The organism is Mycobacterium paraffinicum (genome assembly GCF_025822865.1).
Taxonomy (GTDB): Bacteria; Actinomycetota; Actinomycetes; order Mycobacteriales; family Mycobacteriaceae; genus Mycobacterium; species Mycobacterium paraffinicum.
Genome location: NZ_JACKUR010000024.1, coordinates 11,732 through 26,969, shown reverse-complemented (window position 1 = coordinate 26,969; position 15,238 = coordinate 11,732). Strand labels below are relative to the sequence as shown.

8 protein-coding genes and 1 pseudogene are annotated in these 15,238 nt (G+C 68.2%); 6 read left to right on the top strand and 3 right to left on the bottom strand.

What is annotated here, in order from left to right; genetic code table 11:
• Positions 1-11: 11 nt before the first annotated feature.
• The gene (gene car, locus H7J89_RS13980; RefSeq protein ID WP_264044304.1) at positions 12-3,524 is read right to left on the bottom strand and encodes a carboxylic acid reductase; all 3,513 of its coding nucleotides are present in this window, start codon (positions 3,522-3,524) and stop codon (positions 12-14) included.
• Positions 3,525-3,675: 151 nt separating this feature from the next.
• Positions 3,676-5,016 carry a 4-aminobutyrate--2-oxoglutarate transaminase gene (gabT, locus tag H7J89_RS13975; RefSeq protein ID WP_264044303.1) on the bottom strand — a complete coding sequence of 447 codons (1,341 nt, stop codon included), beginning with the start codon at positions 5,014-5,016 and terminating at the stop codon, positions 3,676-3,678.
• 206 nt (positions 5,017-5,222) lie between these two features.
• Here gabT and yajC point away from each other — a divergent pair, with 206 nt between their 5' ends.
• From yajC to H7J89_RS13945, 6 genes are all read left to right on the top strand, one after another.
• Positions 5,223-5,564 carry a preprotein translocase subunit YajC gene (yajC, locus tag H7J89_RS13970; RefSeq protein ID WP_264044302.1) on the top strand — a complete coding sequence of 114 codons (342 nt, stop codon included), beginning with the start codon at positions 5,223-5,225 and terminating at the stop codon, positions 5,562-5,564.
• Positions 5,565-5,680: 116 nt separating this feature from the next.
• Positions 5,681-7,483 carry a protein translocase subunit SecD gene (secD, locus tag H7J89_RS13965; RefSeq protein WP_264044301.1) on the top strand — a complete coding sequence of 601 codons (1,803 nt, stop codon included), beginning with the start codon at positions 5,681-5,683 and terminating at the stop codon, positions 7,481-7,483.
• A 4-nt stretch (positions 7,484-7,487) separates the two neighbouring features.
• A complete protein-coding gene (gene secF, locus H7J89_RS13960; protein ID WP_264044300.1) occupies positions 7,488-8,771 on the top strand; it encodes a protein translocase subunit SecF in 1,284 nt (427 codons plus the stop codon).
• Positions 8,772-8,776: 5 nt separating this feature from the next.
• The gene (locus tag H7J89_RS13955) at positions 8,777-10,426 is read left to right on the top strand and encodes an ABC transporter substrate-binding protein (protein WP_264044299.1); all 1,650 of its coding nucleotides are present in this window, start codon (positions 8,777-8,779) and stop codon (positions 10,424-10,426) included.
• Positions 10,408-10,965 (top strand): adenine phosphoribosyltransferase, encoded by a 558-nt coding sequence (locus H7J89_RS13950; protein ID WP_264044298.1) that lies wholly within the window; start codon positions 10,408-10,410, stop codon positions 10,963-10,965. The genes H7J89_RS13955 and H7J89_RS13950 overlap by 19 nt, the downstream gene beginning before the upstream one ends.
• A gap of 43 nt (positions 10,966-11,008) precedes the next feature.
• Positions 11,009-13,399: a RelA/SpoT family protein gene (locus H7J89_RS13945; protein WP_264044297.1), complete on the top strand. Its 2,391-nt coding sequence runs from the start codon at positions 11,009-11,011 to the stop codon at positions 13,397-13,399.
• Positions 13,400-13,415: 16 nt separating this feature from the next.
• On the opposite strand, the pseudogene H7J89_RS13940 reads toward H7J89_RS13945, so the two are convergent.
• Positions 13,416-15,139, bottom strand: a pseudogene (locus H7J89_RS13940) (protein kinase domain-containing protein).
• Positions 15,140-15,238: the final 99 nt, after the last annotated feature.

The window sequence follows — 15,238 nt, the reverse complement described above, 5'->3', positions numbered from 1 at the left end:
CCGTCTTGCGCTTAGAGCAGTCCGAGCACCTGCAGGTCGGTGATGTACTTTACGATGATCGGCGCCGTGACATGTGGAATGTCTTTGTCGGGACCGATTTTCGCCTCTTGCACCGCGGCGCGGAAGCGGTCGGTCGGTGCCATCGACCCGTTGATCGGCTTCTCGGGCTGCTGGTAGTTGCGCAGCAACGGCAGCAGCGAGTACTGGCGTTGCCGCTCCGGCAGGGCACGCATGGTGCCCTCGAAACGCCGCAGCCACTCGCCGTAGTCGGCGATGCGCTGGATCCCGTAACCGGCCTCGATCAGCCAGTCGACGTACTCGTCGAGGCCGATGCCGTCGTCGTACGGGTTCATCACGTGGTACGTCTCGAACGTATCCGTCACCTGTGCCCCCAGCGTGGAAATCGCCGCCGCAATAAACTCGACCGGAAGGCCATCGTAGTGGGCCCGCTGCCGGTTGCCGTTCTCGTCGAGCTCGTAGAACGACCCGGGTGCGATGCCAGTGGCCACCAGGCTCAGCATCAGGCGGGTGAACATGTCCGGCAGGTTGAGCTGCCCGGCATAGGTGGTGTCGGCCAGGATCATGTCGCACCGGAACACCGCGACCGGCAGGCCGCATAGGTCGTGCGCCTCGCGCAGCAGCACCTCGCCGGCCCACTTGCTGTTGCCGTAGCCGTTGGCGTAGTTGTCGTTGACCTCGCGGGTGGCGCTGATCTGCCGGATGTCGGCGTCCTCGATGAACTTGCCGGGCTGGATCTGGTCGCCCACGCCGATGGTCGAGACGTACGCGTAGGGCTTCAGCTTGCTGGTGAGCGCGATCCGGATGAGCTCGGCGGTACCGAGCGCGTTGGGGCCGAACAGCTCGCTGTAGGGCAGCACGTGGTTGACCAGGGCGGCGGGGTCGACGATCAGGTCGACGGTGTCAGCCAGCCGCTGCCAGGTCTGCGGATCCAGACCCAGGTTGGCTTCGCCCTTGTCGCCCGCGACGACCTCGAGGTGGTCGGCCGCCAGCTCTTGATAGTGCTGCAACAGCGTGGGGTCTCCGCTGTCGAAGGTCTTGTCCAGCCGTGCGCGCGCCTCCTCGTCAGAGCGGGCCCGCACCAGCGCGATGACCTTGCCGTCGACCATGTCCATCCGCTCCAGCCACTCCAGGGCCAGGTAGCGGCCCAGGAAGCCGGTCGCGCCGGTCAACAGCACCGTGCGCACCTCGGCCGCGGGCTTGGGCAGGTTCGGCGCCGCGGCCAACGTCGCCTCGTCGAGGAACTTGTCCAGCGTCAGGTCGCTGGCGTGCACCTGCTTCGCGTCGCGACCATGCACCGAGGCGAAAGTGGGCCGCTTGGTGCCCTGGCGCTCGGCCTCGATATAGCTCGCGATGGCCTGCAGGTCGTTGGCCGGGCTGACGATGACCCCCACCGGCACGTCGATGTCATAGATCTCGCGCAGCAGGTTGCCGAAGGTCAGAGCCGACAACGAGTCGCCGCCCAGGTCGGTGAAGTGGGCGTCGGGCCGCAGGTCGCTGGTCGCCGTGCCGAGCATGGCGGCCGCGGCCCGGCTGATGGTCTGCAGCACCGGGGCGTCGGCGCCGTTGCGGCGCAATTCGGCCAACTCGTTGGCCTGCCCCTGCGCCAATTCCGCGTACAGCCGTTCCAGCCGCTGGCCGTAGTGCTCCTTCAACTTGGGCCACGCCAGCTTGCGAATGCCGGTCAGCAGACCGTTCTCCAGCGTGAACGGCGTGGTCTCGATGATGAAGTCGCGCGGCACCTCGTAGGACTGCAACCCGGTCTGGCGGGCAACGGTTTGCAGGGAATCGGCGATCTTGGGCTTGAGCGCATCCAGGTCGTACTTGGCCAACGCCTCTTCGGTCGGCACCACCACCGCCAACAGGTAGGGCTGGGAGCTGTTGCCGTAGACGTAGATCTGGCGGACCAGCGGGCTGTTGCCGAACTCGGCCTCCAACTTGGCCAGCGTGACGAACTCGCCCTGCGCCAGCTTGAGCACGTTGTTGCGGCGATCGACGTATACCAACCGGTCGGGAGCGACCTCGGCGAACACGTCGCCGGTCCGGTAGTACCCGTCCTCGTCGAACATGCTCGCGGTGATTTCAGGGCGCTTGTAGTAGCCGGGGAACATGTTGTCGGTCTTGAGCAGCAACTCCCCGCGCGGGTGCGGACGGTCGGTGTTGAAGTAACCCAGGTCGGGAACGTCGACCAGTTTGTAGTCGATCACCGGCGGACGCTGGATCTCGCCGTTCAACAAGGCCATGCCGGCCTCGGTGGAGCCGTAGCCGTCCATCAGTGGCGCCTCCAGGAGGGCCTCGACCCAGCTACGCAACTCGGGGGAGGTGGGCGCCGAGCCCGTCATCGCGAAGATGTACCGACCGCCCAGCTGGTACTGCCGCTGCTCGGCAAGCACTTCGGCCTCTACGGCCTCCCGGGCCTCGGGGTCCGCGGCCTCGGGCAGCCGCCGCTCGACCTGACGCTGGAACTCGCCGAACAGCGTCTCCCAGATCCGCGGCACGAAATTGAGCTCGGTGGGCCGCACCAGTTCAAGGTCCTCCAGCAGTGTCGAGAGGTCACTCTTGGCGGCGAAGTAGGCGGTGCCGCCATTGCCCAGGGTGCCGTAGAGGATGCCACGTCCCATGACATGGCTCAGCGGCATGAAGTTGAGCGTGATCGAGGCGGCGCACTCCCCAAACCAGTTCCTTTTTGATCGCCGCCACATCTTCGCGACGTTGCGCGCCGGGTACATCGCGCCCTTGGGAGCGCCGGTGCTGCCGGAGGTGTAGATGAGGAGGGCCAGCGGGTCGTCGTCCGCTGGGGCCGGAAACTCGGTCGCGGGCAGGCCATTGCCCCGCTCGAGAGTCTCGGCGAAGGTCTCCACCTTCACCTCGGTGTCGGCGAGCCGCGCGATGGCTGATTCGACGGCCTCGCGCTGGTCGTCGACCTCGGGATGATAGTCGAAGACGACCAGCTTGACCGGCCGGTGGCCGCTCAGGATCAGATCCACGGCGTCGGACAACTGGTCGACGCTGGAGGCGATAACGCGGGGCTCAGTCTCGGCGACGATCGGCTGCAGCTGGGCCAGCGCTGCGCTGGTCTGCAACGGAACCGACACCGCGCCGATCAGACCCAACGCCATGTCGATGGTGGCGTAGTCGACGCTATTGAAGCCAAGGACGCAAACCCGGTCGCCGGTTTGCAGCCCCTCGTCGAGCAGCGCCCGCCCGAACGCCGAAACCCGCTCACCGAGCTGGCGGTAGGTGATCGTCTCGAACCGGGTGACCAATTCCAGCGAGGTGCGCCCGGTCGCCGGGTCCTTGACGAACTCGACAACGCGCTGTCCCAGCGCCGGTCGGTCCGCATAGCCGTCCAGCACCATCCGGATGATCTGCGGCAGTCGCAGCCCCGGCTGTTCGAGCGCCGCCTCGACCGCCGGGTCGGGGCGCGCGGCGGCGAACTGCGGGTCGTTGGCGGTCAGGTCCTCGATGCGGCGCTCGAGCCGCTCGTCGCGATTGATGGTCGACATAAACAAATTCCCTTGCAATGAAAGATAGTGAGTCGTTTTCGCGCCGATGCGCTGACGGTTAGAACGTTAGCTAAAGTAACGTTATTCCACCATGGGCGCGCCGCGGTGGACGTTGTGAGATTGCCCACGCGGGCCGATGGGTCCCCAGGTATTACAGGTCGCCCAGGAGCCGGCCGAGGATGTCGAGCCCCTCGTTGAGCAGCTCGTCGCTGATCGGCAGCGGCGGCAAGAGCCGGATGATGTTGCCGAACATGCCGCAGGTCAATACGACGACACCGGCGGCGTGGGCCGCGGTGGACAATTTCTGGGTCAGCTCCGCGTCGGGTTCCGAGGTCCCTGACTTCACCAACTCGATGGCGATCATGGCGCCGCGGCCACGCACATCGCCGATCCGGTCATCGCTGGCCTGCAGCCGCAACAACGGTTCGGTGATCAGCCGTTCCAATTGTTGAGCGCGCTCGATCAGCCCGTCGCTCTCGATCGTGGTGATGGTGGCCAGTGCTGCCGCACAAGCGATTGGGTTACCGCCGAAGGTGCCGCCCAAACCGCCGACGTGCGATGCGTCCATGATCGGCGCGCGGCCGGTGACCGCCGACAGCGGCAGCCCGTCGGCGATGCCCTTGGCGGTGCAGATCAGGTCGGGTTCGATGCCCTCGTGCTCGCAGGCGAACATCGCGCCGGTGCGCGCGAAGCCGGTCTGCACCTCGTCGGCGATGAACACCACGTCGTTGCTGCGGCACCAGTCGAGCAAGGCGGGCAGGAATCCCTCGGCGGGCACGATGAATCCGCCCTCGCCGGCGATCGGTTCGATGATGACGGCGGCGAGGCTGTCGGCACCGACCTGGCTCTCGATCACGTCGATCGCGTGGGCGGCGGCCTTCTCCCCGTCGGTGGCCAGCTCCTTGTCCAGCAGTCCGTCCCGGTAGGGGTAGGACACCGGGGCGCGGTAGACCTCCGGCGCGAACGGGCCGAAGCCGCTCTTGTAGGGCTTGGACTTGGCGGTCAGCGCCATCGCCAGGTTGGTGCGGCCGTGATAGGCGTGGTTGAACGCCACGACGGCGGGCTTGCGCGTGTACGTGCGCGCGATCTTGACGGCGTTCTCGACCGCCTCGGCGCCGGAGTTGAACAGCGCCGAACGCTTCTCGCCGGACCCCGGCGTGATCCGGTTGAGCTCCTCGGCGACGGCGATGTACTGCTCGTACGGCGCGACCATGAAACAGGTGTGAGTGAACTCGGCGACCTGCGCGCGCACGGCCTCCACCACCCGGGGCGCGGAGTTGCCGATGGTGGTCACCGCGATGCCCGACGCCAGGTCGATGAGCCGGTTGCCGTCGACGTCCTCGATGATGCCGCCGGAGGCGCGCGCGACGAATACCGGCAGCGAGACGTTCACCCCATGGGACACCGCAGCGGCGCGCCGTTTGGTCAGCTCCAGCGAAGCGGGACCGGGGATTTCGGTGACCAGCTGGCGAGTCTGCTCGAGGCCGGCCACGATTTTCTCCTCACCGCGGCGCACCTGTCACGTCGCCACTAAAGCCTATCGGGCGCGGCACCGTCGGGCCTCCCGCACACCGCGGCGGTCGGGAGCGACCTGCGGCACTGGCACACTGGCCGGTACGAGGTGCGCGGCCCGCGGGCCGTCCCGGCACCCGGCGACAAGAAATGCCGTAAACGCCACTACGAAAGACAGGCCCGTTCATGGAGAGTTTGATCCTGTTCCTGCCCTTCCTACTCATCATGGGTGGGTTCATGTACTTCGCGTCGCGGCGCCAGAAGCGCGCGATGCAGGCCACCATCGACCTGCACGAGTCACTGCAGCCGGGGGACCGCGTGCACACGACGTCCGGGCTGGAGGCGACGGTCGTCGCGATCACGGAGGACACCATCGATCTCGAGATCGCCCCCGGCGTGGTGACCACGTGGATGAAGCTGGCGATCCGCGACCGGATCCTGCCCGACGACGATGAAGACCTGGCCGACGGCGACGACTCCGGCGACTTGGCAGAATCCGACGAGGGCCGGGTTACCAAGGATTCCTGACGGAAGATCCTGCCGCCGCGGCGGACCGCTTGCGCAACGGGCGCGTGCACGGCACTAGGCTCTGTTCCGGGCTCTGTCCCGGGGTAAGAACCGCTACTCGAGGAGATAGAAGGAACGTGGCATCGTCTTCGGCGCCGGTGCACCCTGCCCGCTACCTGTCGGTTTTCTTGTTGCTGCTCGTCGGCGTCTACCTATTGGTGTTCCTGACCGGGGACAAGCGTGCCGCCCCCAAGCTCGGCATCGACCTGCAGGGCGGCACCCGCGTCACGTTGACCGCGCGCACCCCGGACGGGTCGCGCCCGAGCCGCGATGCGCTGGCACAGGCACAGCAGATCATCAGTGCGCGGGTCAACGGGCTTGGCGTGTCCGGTTCCGAAGTGGTTGTCGACGGCGACAACCTGGTCATCACCGTGCCCGGCAATGACGGCAACGAGGCCCGCAACCTGGGCCAGACGGCCCGCCTCTACATCCGCCCGGTGCTGAACTCGATGCCGGCGCAGGCCGTCCAGCCCAAGCCCGCCCCGAAGGCGCCGCCCCCGGGCCAGGCCCCGCCGCCGGGCCAGCCGGCACCCGGCCAGGCGCCCCCACCGGGCCAAGCGCCGGCGCCCTCGGGCCAGCCCGCACCCGCTCAGCCCGCGCCGCCGGGCGGCCGGCCGCCGGCCCAACCACGGCCCTATCCGCAGGATCCCCCGCCGCCCCCGCCGCCGAGCCCCGCCCCGCCGCCGGCGCCCGCCGGCAACGCCCCACCGGCCGACGTGCCCCCGGCCGAGCAGCCCGCGCCACCCGACCCGCGCAAGGAGCTCGCCGACCGCATCGCCGATGAGAAGAAGTGGCGCCAGAGCACCCGCCAGGGCGTCCAGTTCCTCGCTCTGCAGTTCCAGGCGACCCGGTGCGACAAAGAGGACATCCTGGCCGGCAACGACGACCCGAACCTGCCGCTGGTGACGTGCTCGACCGACCACAAGGTGGCCTACCTGCTGGCGCCGTCGATCATCAGCGGCGACCAGATCCAGGACGCCACCTCCGGCATGAACCAGCGCGGCATCGGTTACGTCGTGGACGTGCAATTCAGGCCGGCGGCCGCGAACACCTGGGCGGACTTCACCGCCGCCCACATCGGCACTCAGACCGCGTTCACGCTGGACTCCCAGGTGGTCAGTGCCCCGATGATTCAGGAAGCCATCCCCGGCGGCCGGACCCAGATCACCGGCGGCGACCCGCCGTTCACCGCCGCAACAGCCAAGCAGCTGGCCAACGTCCTGAAATACGGTTCGCTGCCGCTGTCCTTTGAGGCTTCGGAGGCCCAAACCGTCTCCGCGACACTGGGATTGACCTCGCTGCGAGCGGGGCTGATCGCGGGCGCAATCGGCTTGGTTCTGGTGTTGCTGTACTCGTTGTTGTATTACCGGGTGCTGGGCCTGCTTACGGCGTTATCGCTAATCTCTTCCGGCGCAATGATTTTCGCGATCCTGGTGATCCTGGGCCGGCAGATCAACTACACCCTGGACCTTGCGGGGATCGCGGGTCTGATCATCGGCATCGGTACCACGGCGGACTCGTTCGTGGTGTTCTTCGAACGCATCAAAGACGAGATCCGCGAAGGCCGATCGTTTCGATCGGCGGTGCCCCGGGGCTGGGTGCGGGCCCGCAAGACGATCGTGTCGGGCAACGCCGTCACCTTCCTGGCCGCCGCGGTGCTGTACGCCCTGGCGATCGGACAGGTGAGGGGATTCGCCTTCACGTTGGGCCTCACCACCATCCTCGACATCGTGGTGGTGTTCCTGGTCACCTGGCCGCTGGTCTACCTGGCGTCCAAGTCGCCGACGTTGGCGAAACCGGCATACAACGGCCTGGGCGCAATCCAGCAGGTCGCCCGGGAGCGCCGGGCTTCGTCGAGCGTCAAGACGGGACGGGGATAGCGTGATGGCCTCCAAAGGCAAGGCCCAGACGGACGCGGCCGAAGCGACCGAGATCACCGAAGCCTCCGAGGGCGTCACCGAGTCGACCGACAGCGGCGCCGGCCTGTCGCGTCATAGCTTCCTGTCCCGCCTCTACACCGGCACCGGCGCTTTCGAGGTGGTCGGGCGTCGCCGGTTGTGGTTCGGCATCAGCGGCGCAATCGTCGCCGTCGCCGTATTGAGCATCCTGCTGCGGGGTTTCACCTTCGGGATCGACTTCAACGGCGGCACGACGGTGTCGATGCCCGCCGCGGGCGCAACCGGCCAAGTACAGACGTCGCGGGTGTCCGACGTGTTCCGCAAGGCCATCGGCCGCGATCCGGAATCGGTGGTGGTCGTCGGCAACGGCGCCTCGGCCACGGTGCAGATCCGCTCCGAAACGCTGTCCAACGCCCAGACATCCACGCTGCGCAACGCCCTGTTCGACGCGTTCCAGCCCAAGGGCGCCGACGGAAAACCGAGTAAGCAGGCCATCAGCGACGCGGCGGTCTCCGAGACGTGGGGCGATCAGATCACCGACAAGGCGCTGATCGCGCTGGTGGTGTTCCTGGCGTTGGTCAGCCTGTACATCACGGTGCGCTACGAGCGGTACATGGCCATCTCGGCGCTGACGACCATGGTCTTCGACCTCACCGTCACCGCAGGGGTGTACTCCCTGGTCGGATTCGAGGTCACCCCGGCCACCGTCATCGGTTTGCTGACGATTCTCGGTTTCTCCCTTTACGACACCGTCATCGTGTTCGACAAGGTCGAGGAGAACACCCACGGCTTCCAGCACACCACCCGGCGTACCTTCGCCGAGCAGGCCAACCTCGCCATCAACCAGACGTTCATGCGCTCCATCAACACCAGCCTCATCGGGGTGTTGCCGGTCCTGGCGCTGATGGTGGTGGCGGTGTGGCTGCTGGGCGTCGGGACACTGAAGGATTTGGCGCTGGTGCAGCTGGTCGGCATCCTGGTCGGCACCTACTCGTCGATCTTCTTCGCGACTCCGCTGCTGGTCACGCTGCGCGAGCGCACCGAGCTGGTGCGCACGCACACCCGCCGCGTCACGCGGCGCCGCAAGGCCGGCGCCGAGCCCGAGGAGGCGAAGTCCACCGAGGACGAATCGGCGTCGCCGGAGTCCACGGCGGCCGGCTCGGCACCGTCTGACAAGCCCGCACCGAGCAAGCCGGCGCCGGGTGCGCGCCCGGTGCGGCCGACCGGGACCCGGCGTCCGAGCGGCAAGCGAAACGCCGGCCGGCGGTAGTCGGCATGGCCGCCAGGTATCGCCTCACCGGGGGCGCTATCGGTCTGGCCGCAATGCTCGCGGCGGCGTTCACGCTGACGGCGTGCTCCGGTAGCGCCGCCTCCCAGATCGACTACGTGGTCGACGGCCCGCTGGTCACCTACAACACCAACACCGTCGTCGGCGCCGCGTCGGCCGGGGCGCAGGCGTTCGCGCGCACGCTGGCCGGATTCAGCTACCACGGCCCCGACGGGCAGACCGTCGCCGACCGTGACTTCGGCACCGTGTCGGTGGTGGGCGGTTCGCCGCTGGTGTTGGACTACCAGATCGCCGACAACGCCGTCTATTCCGACGGCAAGCCGGTGACCTGCGACGATCTGGTGCTGGCCTGGGCGGCCCAGTCCGGGCGGTATCCCGACTTCAACGCCGCCAGTCAGGCCGGTTACCTCGACATCGCCAACGTCGAGTGCCTGCCGGGGCAGAAGAAGGCCCGGGTGTCGTTCATCCCGGACCGCGGCATCGTCGACTACAACCAGCTGTTCACCGCCACGTCGATGATGCCGTCGCATGTCATCGCCGACGAGCTGCACGTCGACGTGACCGCGGCCCTGCTGAGCAACAACGCCCAACTCGTGCAGCAGATCGCCAAGCTGTGGAACACCATCTGGGACCTCAAGCCGGGCCTGGACTTGAAGCACTTCCCGTCGTCCGGCCCGTACAAGATCGAACGCATCCTGGACGGTGGCGCGGTGGTGCTCGCGGCCAACGACCGGTGGTGGGGCCCCAAGGCGCTCACCAAGCGGATCACCGTCTGGCCCCAGGGGCCCGACATCCAGGACCGGGTCAACAACCGCAGCGTCGACGTGGTCGACGTGGCGGCGGGCTCCTCCGGAACGCTGACCACCCCGGACAATTACGACCGCGCGGATTCGCCGTCGGCCGGCGTCGAGCAGCTGATCTTCGCGCCGCAAGGCCCGCTCTCGCAGCCCAAGGCCCGCCGCGCGCTCGCCCTGTGCACGCCGCGCGACACGCTCGCGCGCGACGCCGGGGTGCCGATCGCCAACTCGCGGCTCAACCCGGCCGCCGACGACCCCGTCACCGCCGCTGACGGCGCCGCCGAGGCCGGCCAGTTCGGCAAGGCGGACCCCGCCGCCGCCCGCGACGCGCTCGGTGGTGCCCCGATGACGGTGCGGATCGGCTACCAGGGGCCCAACGCGCGCCTCGCGGTCAATGTCGGGGTGATCGGCAAATCCTGTGCCGCGGCCGGCATCACGGTCGCCAACGTCGCCCTGGACACCTCCGGGCCGCAAGCGCTCAAGGACGGGAAGATCGATGCCCTCCTGGCAGGCACCGGCGGAGCCGCCGGCAGCGGGTCCACGGGCTCGTCGGCGATGGATGCCTACGACCTGCACACCGGCAACGGCAACAACCTGTCGGGCTACTCGAATCCGCAGATCGACAGCACGATCGGGGCGCTGGCGGTGTCGGCCGACCCCGCCGAGCGCGTGCGGCTGCTGGGGGAGGCGGCGCCGGTATTGTGGGGCGACATGCCCACTTTGCCCCTCTACCGGCAGCAACGGACGCTGCTGATGTCGAAGAAGATGTATGCCGTGAGCAAGAACCCGACTCGCTGGGGCGCGGGCTGGAACATGGACCGATGGGCCCTGGTCCAGTGACGAGTGTCGACGGGAGCGCCTCGGTGGCCGACGTCATCGCCTCGCTGCTGCGCGAGGTGTCCGACTTTCCCAAGCCGGGGGTGCAGTTTCGGGACCTCACCCCGTTGTTCGCCGATCCGGCGGGGCTGGCGGCCGTCACCGACGCGCTGGCCGAGATAGCGTCGGGCGCCGACCTGGTGGCCGGGATCGACGCCCGCGGGTTCCTGGCCGCGGCGGCGGTCGCCGACCGGCTGCGTACGGGGGTACTGGCCATTCGCAAGGGCGGCAAGCTGCCGCCGCCGGTGTACGCCGAGCATTACGACCTGGAGTACGGCAGCGCGACGCTGGAAATCCCCGCGGACGGCATCGACCTGCGCGGACGCCACGTTGTGATCATCGACGACGTGCTGGCCACCGGGGGCAGCCTCGCCGCTGCGGCCCGGTTGCTGGAACGCACCGGGGCCACCGTGGTGGCGGCGGCGGTGATCCTCGAACTGACCGCGCTGGGCGGTCGTCAGGCGGTCGCGGGGTTGCCGCTGCACAGCCTGAGTCGGCTCTAGCCCGGCCCACCGCGCGATATCCTCGAGGTCGGAGGTGACCAACGTGGCGGACGACAAGAGCGCGGCGCAGGCGCTTGACGCGCCCACTGACGTCGGTGACGCCCTGCTGGTCGGCGAGCCGGTGACGGCGCAGGCCGAGCCGCCGGATCCGCCCACCGAGACGCTGAAAACCCCCAGCAGCGCGTCGCGCCGGGTGCGCGCCCGGCTGGCCCGGCGGATGACCGCCCAGCGCACCACGCTCAACCCGGTGCTCGAACCGCTGGTGGCGGTGCACCGCGAGGTCTATCCGAAGGCCAACGTGTCGCTGCTGCAGCGCGCCTTCGAGGTCGCCGACCAGCGGCACGCCACGCAGTTGCGCCATTCCGGTGATCCGTACATCACCCACCCGCTGGCCGTCGCGAACATCCTCGCCGAATTGGGCATGGACACCACCACTTTGGTGGCCGCGCTGTTGCACGACACCATCGAGGACACCGGCTACACGCTGGAGGCTTTGAGCGAGGAGTTCGGCGAGGAGGTGGGCCACCTCGTCGACGGCGTGACCAAGCTGGATCGGGTGGTGCTGGGCACCGCCGCCGAGGGCGAGACCATCCGCAAGATGATCACCGCGATGGCCCGCGACCCCCGGGTGCTGGTGATCAAGGTCGCCGACCGGCTGCACAACATGCGCACCATGCGCTTCCTGCCGCCGGAGAAGCAGGCGCGTAAAGCCCGCGAAACGCTGGAAGTCATTGCGCCCCTTGCGCATCGGCTGGGTATGGCCAGCGTCAAGTGGGAACTCGAAGACCTGTCCTTCGCGATCTTGCATCCGAAGAAGTACGACGAGATCGTCCGCCTGGTCGCCGGCCGCGCGCCGTCCCGGGACACCTACCTGGCCAAGGTCCGCGCCGAGATCACCAACACGCTGAACGCGTCGAAGATCAAGGCGACGGTGGAGGGCCGGCCCAAGCACTACTGGTCGATCTACCAGAAGATGATCGTCAAGGGCCGCGACTTCGACGACATCCACGACCTGGTCGGCATCCGGATCCTGTGCGACGAGATCAGGGACTGCTATGCCGCTGTGGGCGTCGTGCATTCGCTGTGGCAGCCGATGGCGGGACGGTTCAAGGACTACATCGCCCAGCCCCGGTACGGCGTCTACCAGTCGCTGCACACCACGGTGGTGGGCCCTGAGGGCAAGCCGCTGGAAATCCAGATCCGCACCCGCGACATGCACCGCACCGCCGAATACGGCATCGCCGCGCACTGGCGCTACAAGGAAGCCAAGGGCCGCAACGGCGTTCCGCATCCGCACGCCACCGCCGAGATCGACGACATGGCCTGGATGCGCCAGCTGCTCGACTGGCAGCGGGAGGCCGCCGACCCGGGCGAGTTCCTGGAGTCGCTGCGCTACGACCTTGCGGTGCAAGAGATCTTCGTGTTCACCCCCAAGGGCGACGTGATCACCCTGCCGAACGGGTCGACGCCGATCGATTTCGCCTACGCGGTGCACACCGAGGTCGGCCACCGCTGCATCGGCGCCAGGGTCAACGGGCGGCTGGTGGCGCTGGAACGAAAGCTGGAAAACGGCGAAGTCGTCGAGGTTTTCACGTCGAAGGCGCCCAATGCCGGGCCGTCGCGGGACTGGCAGCAGTTCGTGGTGTCGCCGCGCGCCAAGGCGAAGATCCGGCAGTGGTTCGCCAAGGAGCGGCGTGAGGAGGCGCTGGAGGCCGGCAAGGAGGCCATGGCCCGCGAGGTGCGCCGCGGCGGACTTCCGTTGCAGCGCTTGGTCAACGCCGAGTCCATGGCCGCGGTGGCCCGCGAGCTGCACTACGCGGACGTGTCCGCGCTCTACACCGCGATCGGCGAGGGCCACGTGTCGGCCCGGCACGTCGTGCAGCGGCTGCTGGCCGAGCTCGGCGGGATCGACCAGGCCGAGGAGGATCTCGCCGAGCGGTCCACGCCGACGACCATGCTGCGGCGCCCGCGCAGCAGCGACGACGTCGGCGTCTCGGTCCCCGGCGCCCCGGGCGTGCTGTCCAAGCTGGCCAAGTGCTGCACGCCGGTGCCCGGCGACCAGATCATGGGCTTCGTGACCCGCGGTGGGGGAGTGAGCGTGCACCGCAATGATTGCACCAATGCCGCGTCGCTGCAGCAGCAGGCCGAGCGCATCATCGAGGTGCACTGGGCGCCGTCGCCGTCGTCGGTGTTCCTGGTGGCCATCCAGGTCGAGGCGCTCGACCGGCACCGCCTGCTCTCCGACGTCACGCGGGTGCTGGCCGACGAAAAGGTCAACATCCTGTCGGCCTCGGTCACCACGTCCAATGACCGGGTGGCGATCAGCCGGTTCACTTTCGAGATGGGGGACCCCAAGCACCTCGGGCATCTGCTCAACGTGGTGCGCAACGTCGAAGGCGTTTTCGACGTATACCGCGTGACGTCGGCGGCCTGAGGATTAGCGGTCCCGGCTAGCCGACGCGCACCGAGTTGATGGTGACCGGGTTGGTGGGAGCCCCGCTCTGCCGGTTACCGGCGATACCCGCCTGGGCGACCTTGTCGAGGACCGCCAGGCCCGCCTGGCTGATGGTGCCGAACACCGTGCTCTGCGGCTCCAATTCCGAATCCCGGAACACCAGGACGAATTGGCTGCCGTTGGTGTTGGGCCCCTCGGTGGCCATGATCACGGTGCCGCGCGGGTACATCACCGTCGCCCGGAGCGCGGGGTCGCCGGCCGGGTACTGGTTGGTGGGGTATTCGTCGGCGAATTGATAGCCGGGGCCACCGGCGCCGTCGGCGTCGGGACCGCCGCACAGCAGCGACCCTCCGTCAGTCGAGTTGATCAGCCGGGCGCACTGGGTGCTGTCGAAGAATTGCTGTTTCGCCAGGCTGACGAAACTGTTGACCGTGCACGGAGATTCATTGTTGGCGAGTTCGATGCCGATGTCGCCCAGGTTGGTCGAGATGGTGGCCGGGATCTGCGCGGGTTCGGTGGAGACCCTGCCGGACGGGGGCGGGTTGACCGGCTTGACGATGGCGTCCGGGGCGCTCGGGTATTGGCAATTGGCGCCCAGGTCGGCCGGCGGCGCGAACGTCGGCAGCGGCGGCACGGTCCCCGTTGCCTGCGCGGTCGGTCCGGAATTCGACCCCGGCCGGTTGGGAACGCGGGCGCGGGTCGGGGTGCTCGATGCCGCGGTGTTGGCCGAGTCGTCGTTTTGGGTCACCAGTGCGATGACCAAGGCCACCACCGCGGCCAGCGCCAGGGCCGACGCGCCGACGATGCCCAGCAGCAGACGCCGGGATTGCGTCGGTGGGCTGTACGGCGGCCGCGACTCGGGACTGGCGCCCGTCGGGGGGAAGTCCTGCGTCCGTTCAGGCGGGCCCGGTGGCGATGTCAGTGGCGCCGGCGGGGGACTCCATGCGGCCGTCCCATCCGGGGTGGCCAGTGCCGCCCGGGCCGCTTCGGCGAGTTCCATCGCCGACTGGTAACGGTATTCGGGGTCTTGGGCCATCCCGCGGGCGACCACCGCGTCGAGGGCCGGGGGCACGCCGGCGGAGGTGGCCGACGGTTGCGGCGGCGGCGTGTTCAAATGCGCGTTGAGCTGTTCCTCGAGGCTGTCGCCGGCATAGGGCCGCTTGCCGGTCAAGCATTCGTGCAGGACGCAGGCCAACGAATACACATCGGCACGGTGATCCGTTGTGCCCCTGAACCGTTCGGGCGCCATGTAGGCGACCGTGCCCATCGTGTGCCCGGTCTGCGTAAGCGACGTGTCGGCCAGGTACGCGCGATGCCGAAGTCGATCAGGTAGACGAAGTCGCGCGCCTGGGTGATGAGAATGTTCTTGGGCTTGATGTCGCGATGGATCAGCCCCACCTGGTGGGCACTGTCCAGCGCAGCGGCAACCTGTTCGATCACCGCCACCGCGCGCTCGGGGGACAGCCGCCCGCCGTTCTCGTCGATGTACTGCAACAAGTCGCGACCCTCGATCAGCCGCATGTCGACATAGAGCCGACCGTCGATCTCGCCGTAACCGTGGATCGGCACCACGTGCGGGTCGTTGAGGCTCGCCGCGATGCATGCCTCCCGGCGGAATCGCTGCTGAAACTCCTGATCCTCGGCCAAGTTCGGGGGCAGCACCTTCAACGCGACAACGCGATCGGTGGCGGCGTCGTAGGCACGGTAGACCTGGCCCATGCCGCCGCGCCCCAACACGTCCAGCAGCTGGTATTGCCCGAAAGAATCTGTCCCCACGCAACGACCTTAAGCGGTGGACCGCCCGTTGGTCGCCCGATT

Bases quoted from the DNA above. Each gene is read 5' to 3' on its own strand.
- car (WP_264044304.1), bottom strand. From the start codon at position 3,524: ATGTCGACCATCAATCGCGACGAGCGGCTCGAGCGCCGCATCGAGGAC.
- H7J89_RS13955 (WP_264044299.1), top strand. From the start codon at position 8,777: ATGGCCGCCAGGTATCGCCTCACCGGGGGCGCTATCGGTCTGGCCGCA.
- secF (WP_264044300.1), top strand. From the start codon at position 7,488: ATGGCCTCCAAAGGCAAGGCCCAGACGGACGCGGCCGAAGCGACCGAG.
- yajC (WP_264044302.1), top strand. From the start codon at position 5,223: ATGGAGAGTTTGATCCTGTTCCTGCCCTTCCTACTCATCATGGGTGGG.
- H7J89_RS13950 (WP_264044298.1), top strand. From the start codon at position 10,408: ATGGGCCCTGGTCCAGTGACGAGTGTCGACGGGAGCGCCTCGGTGGCC.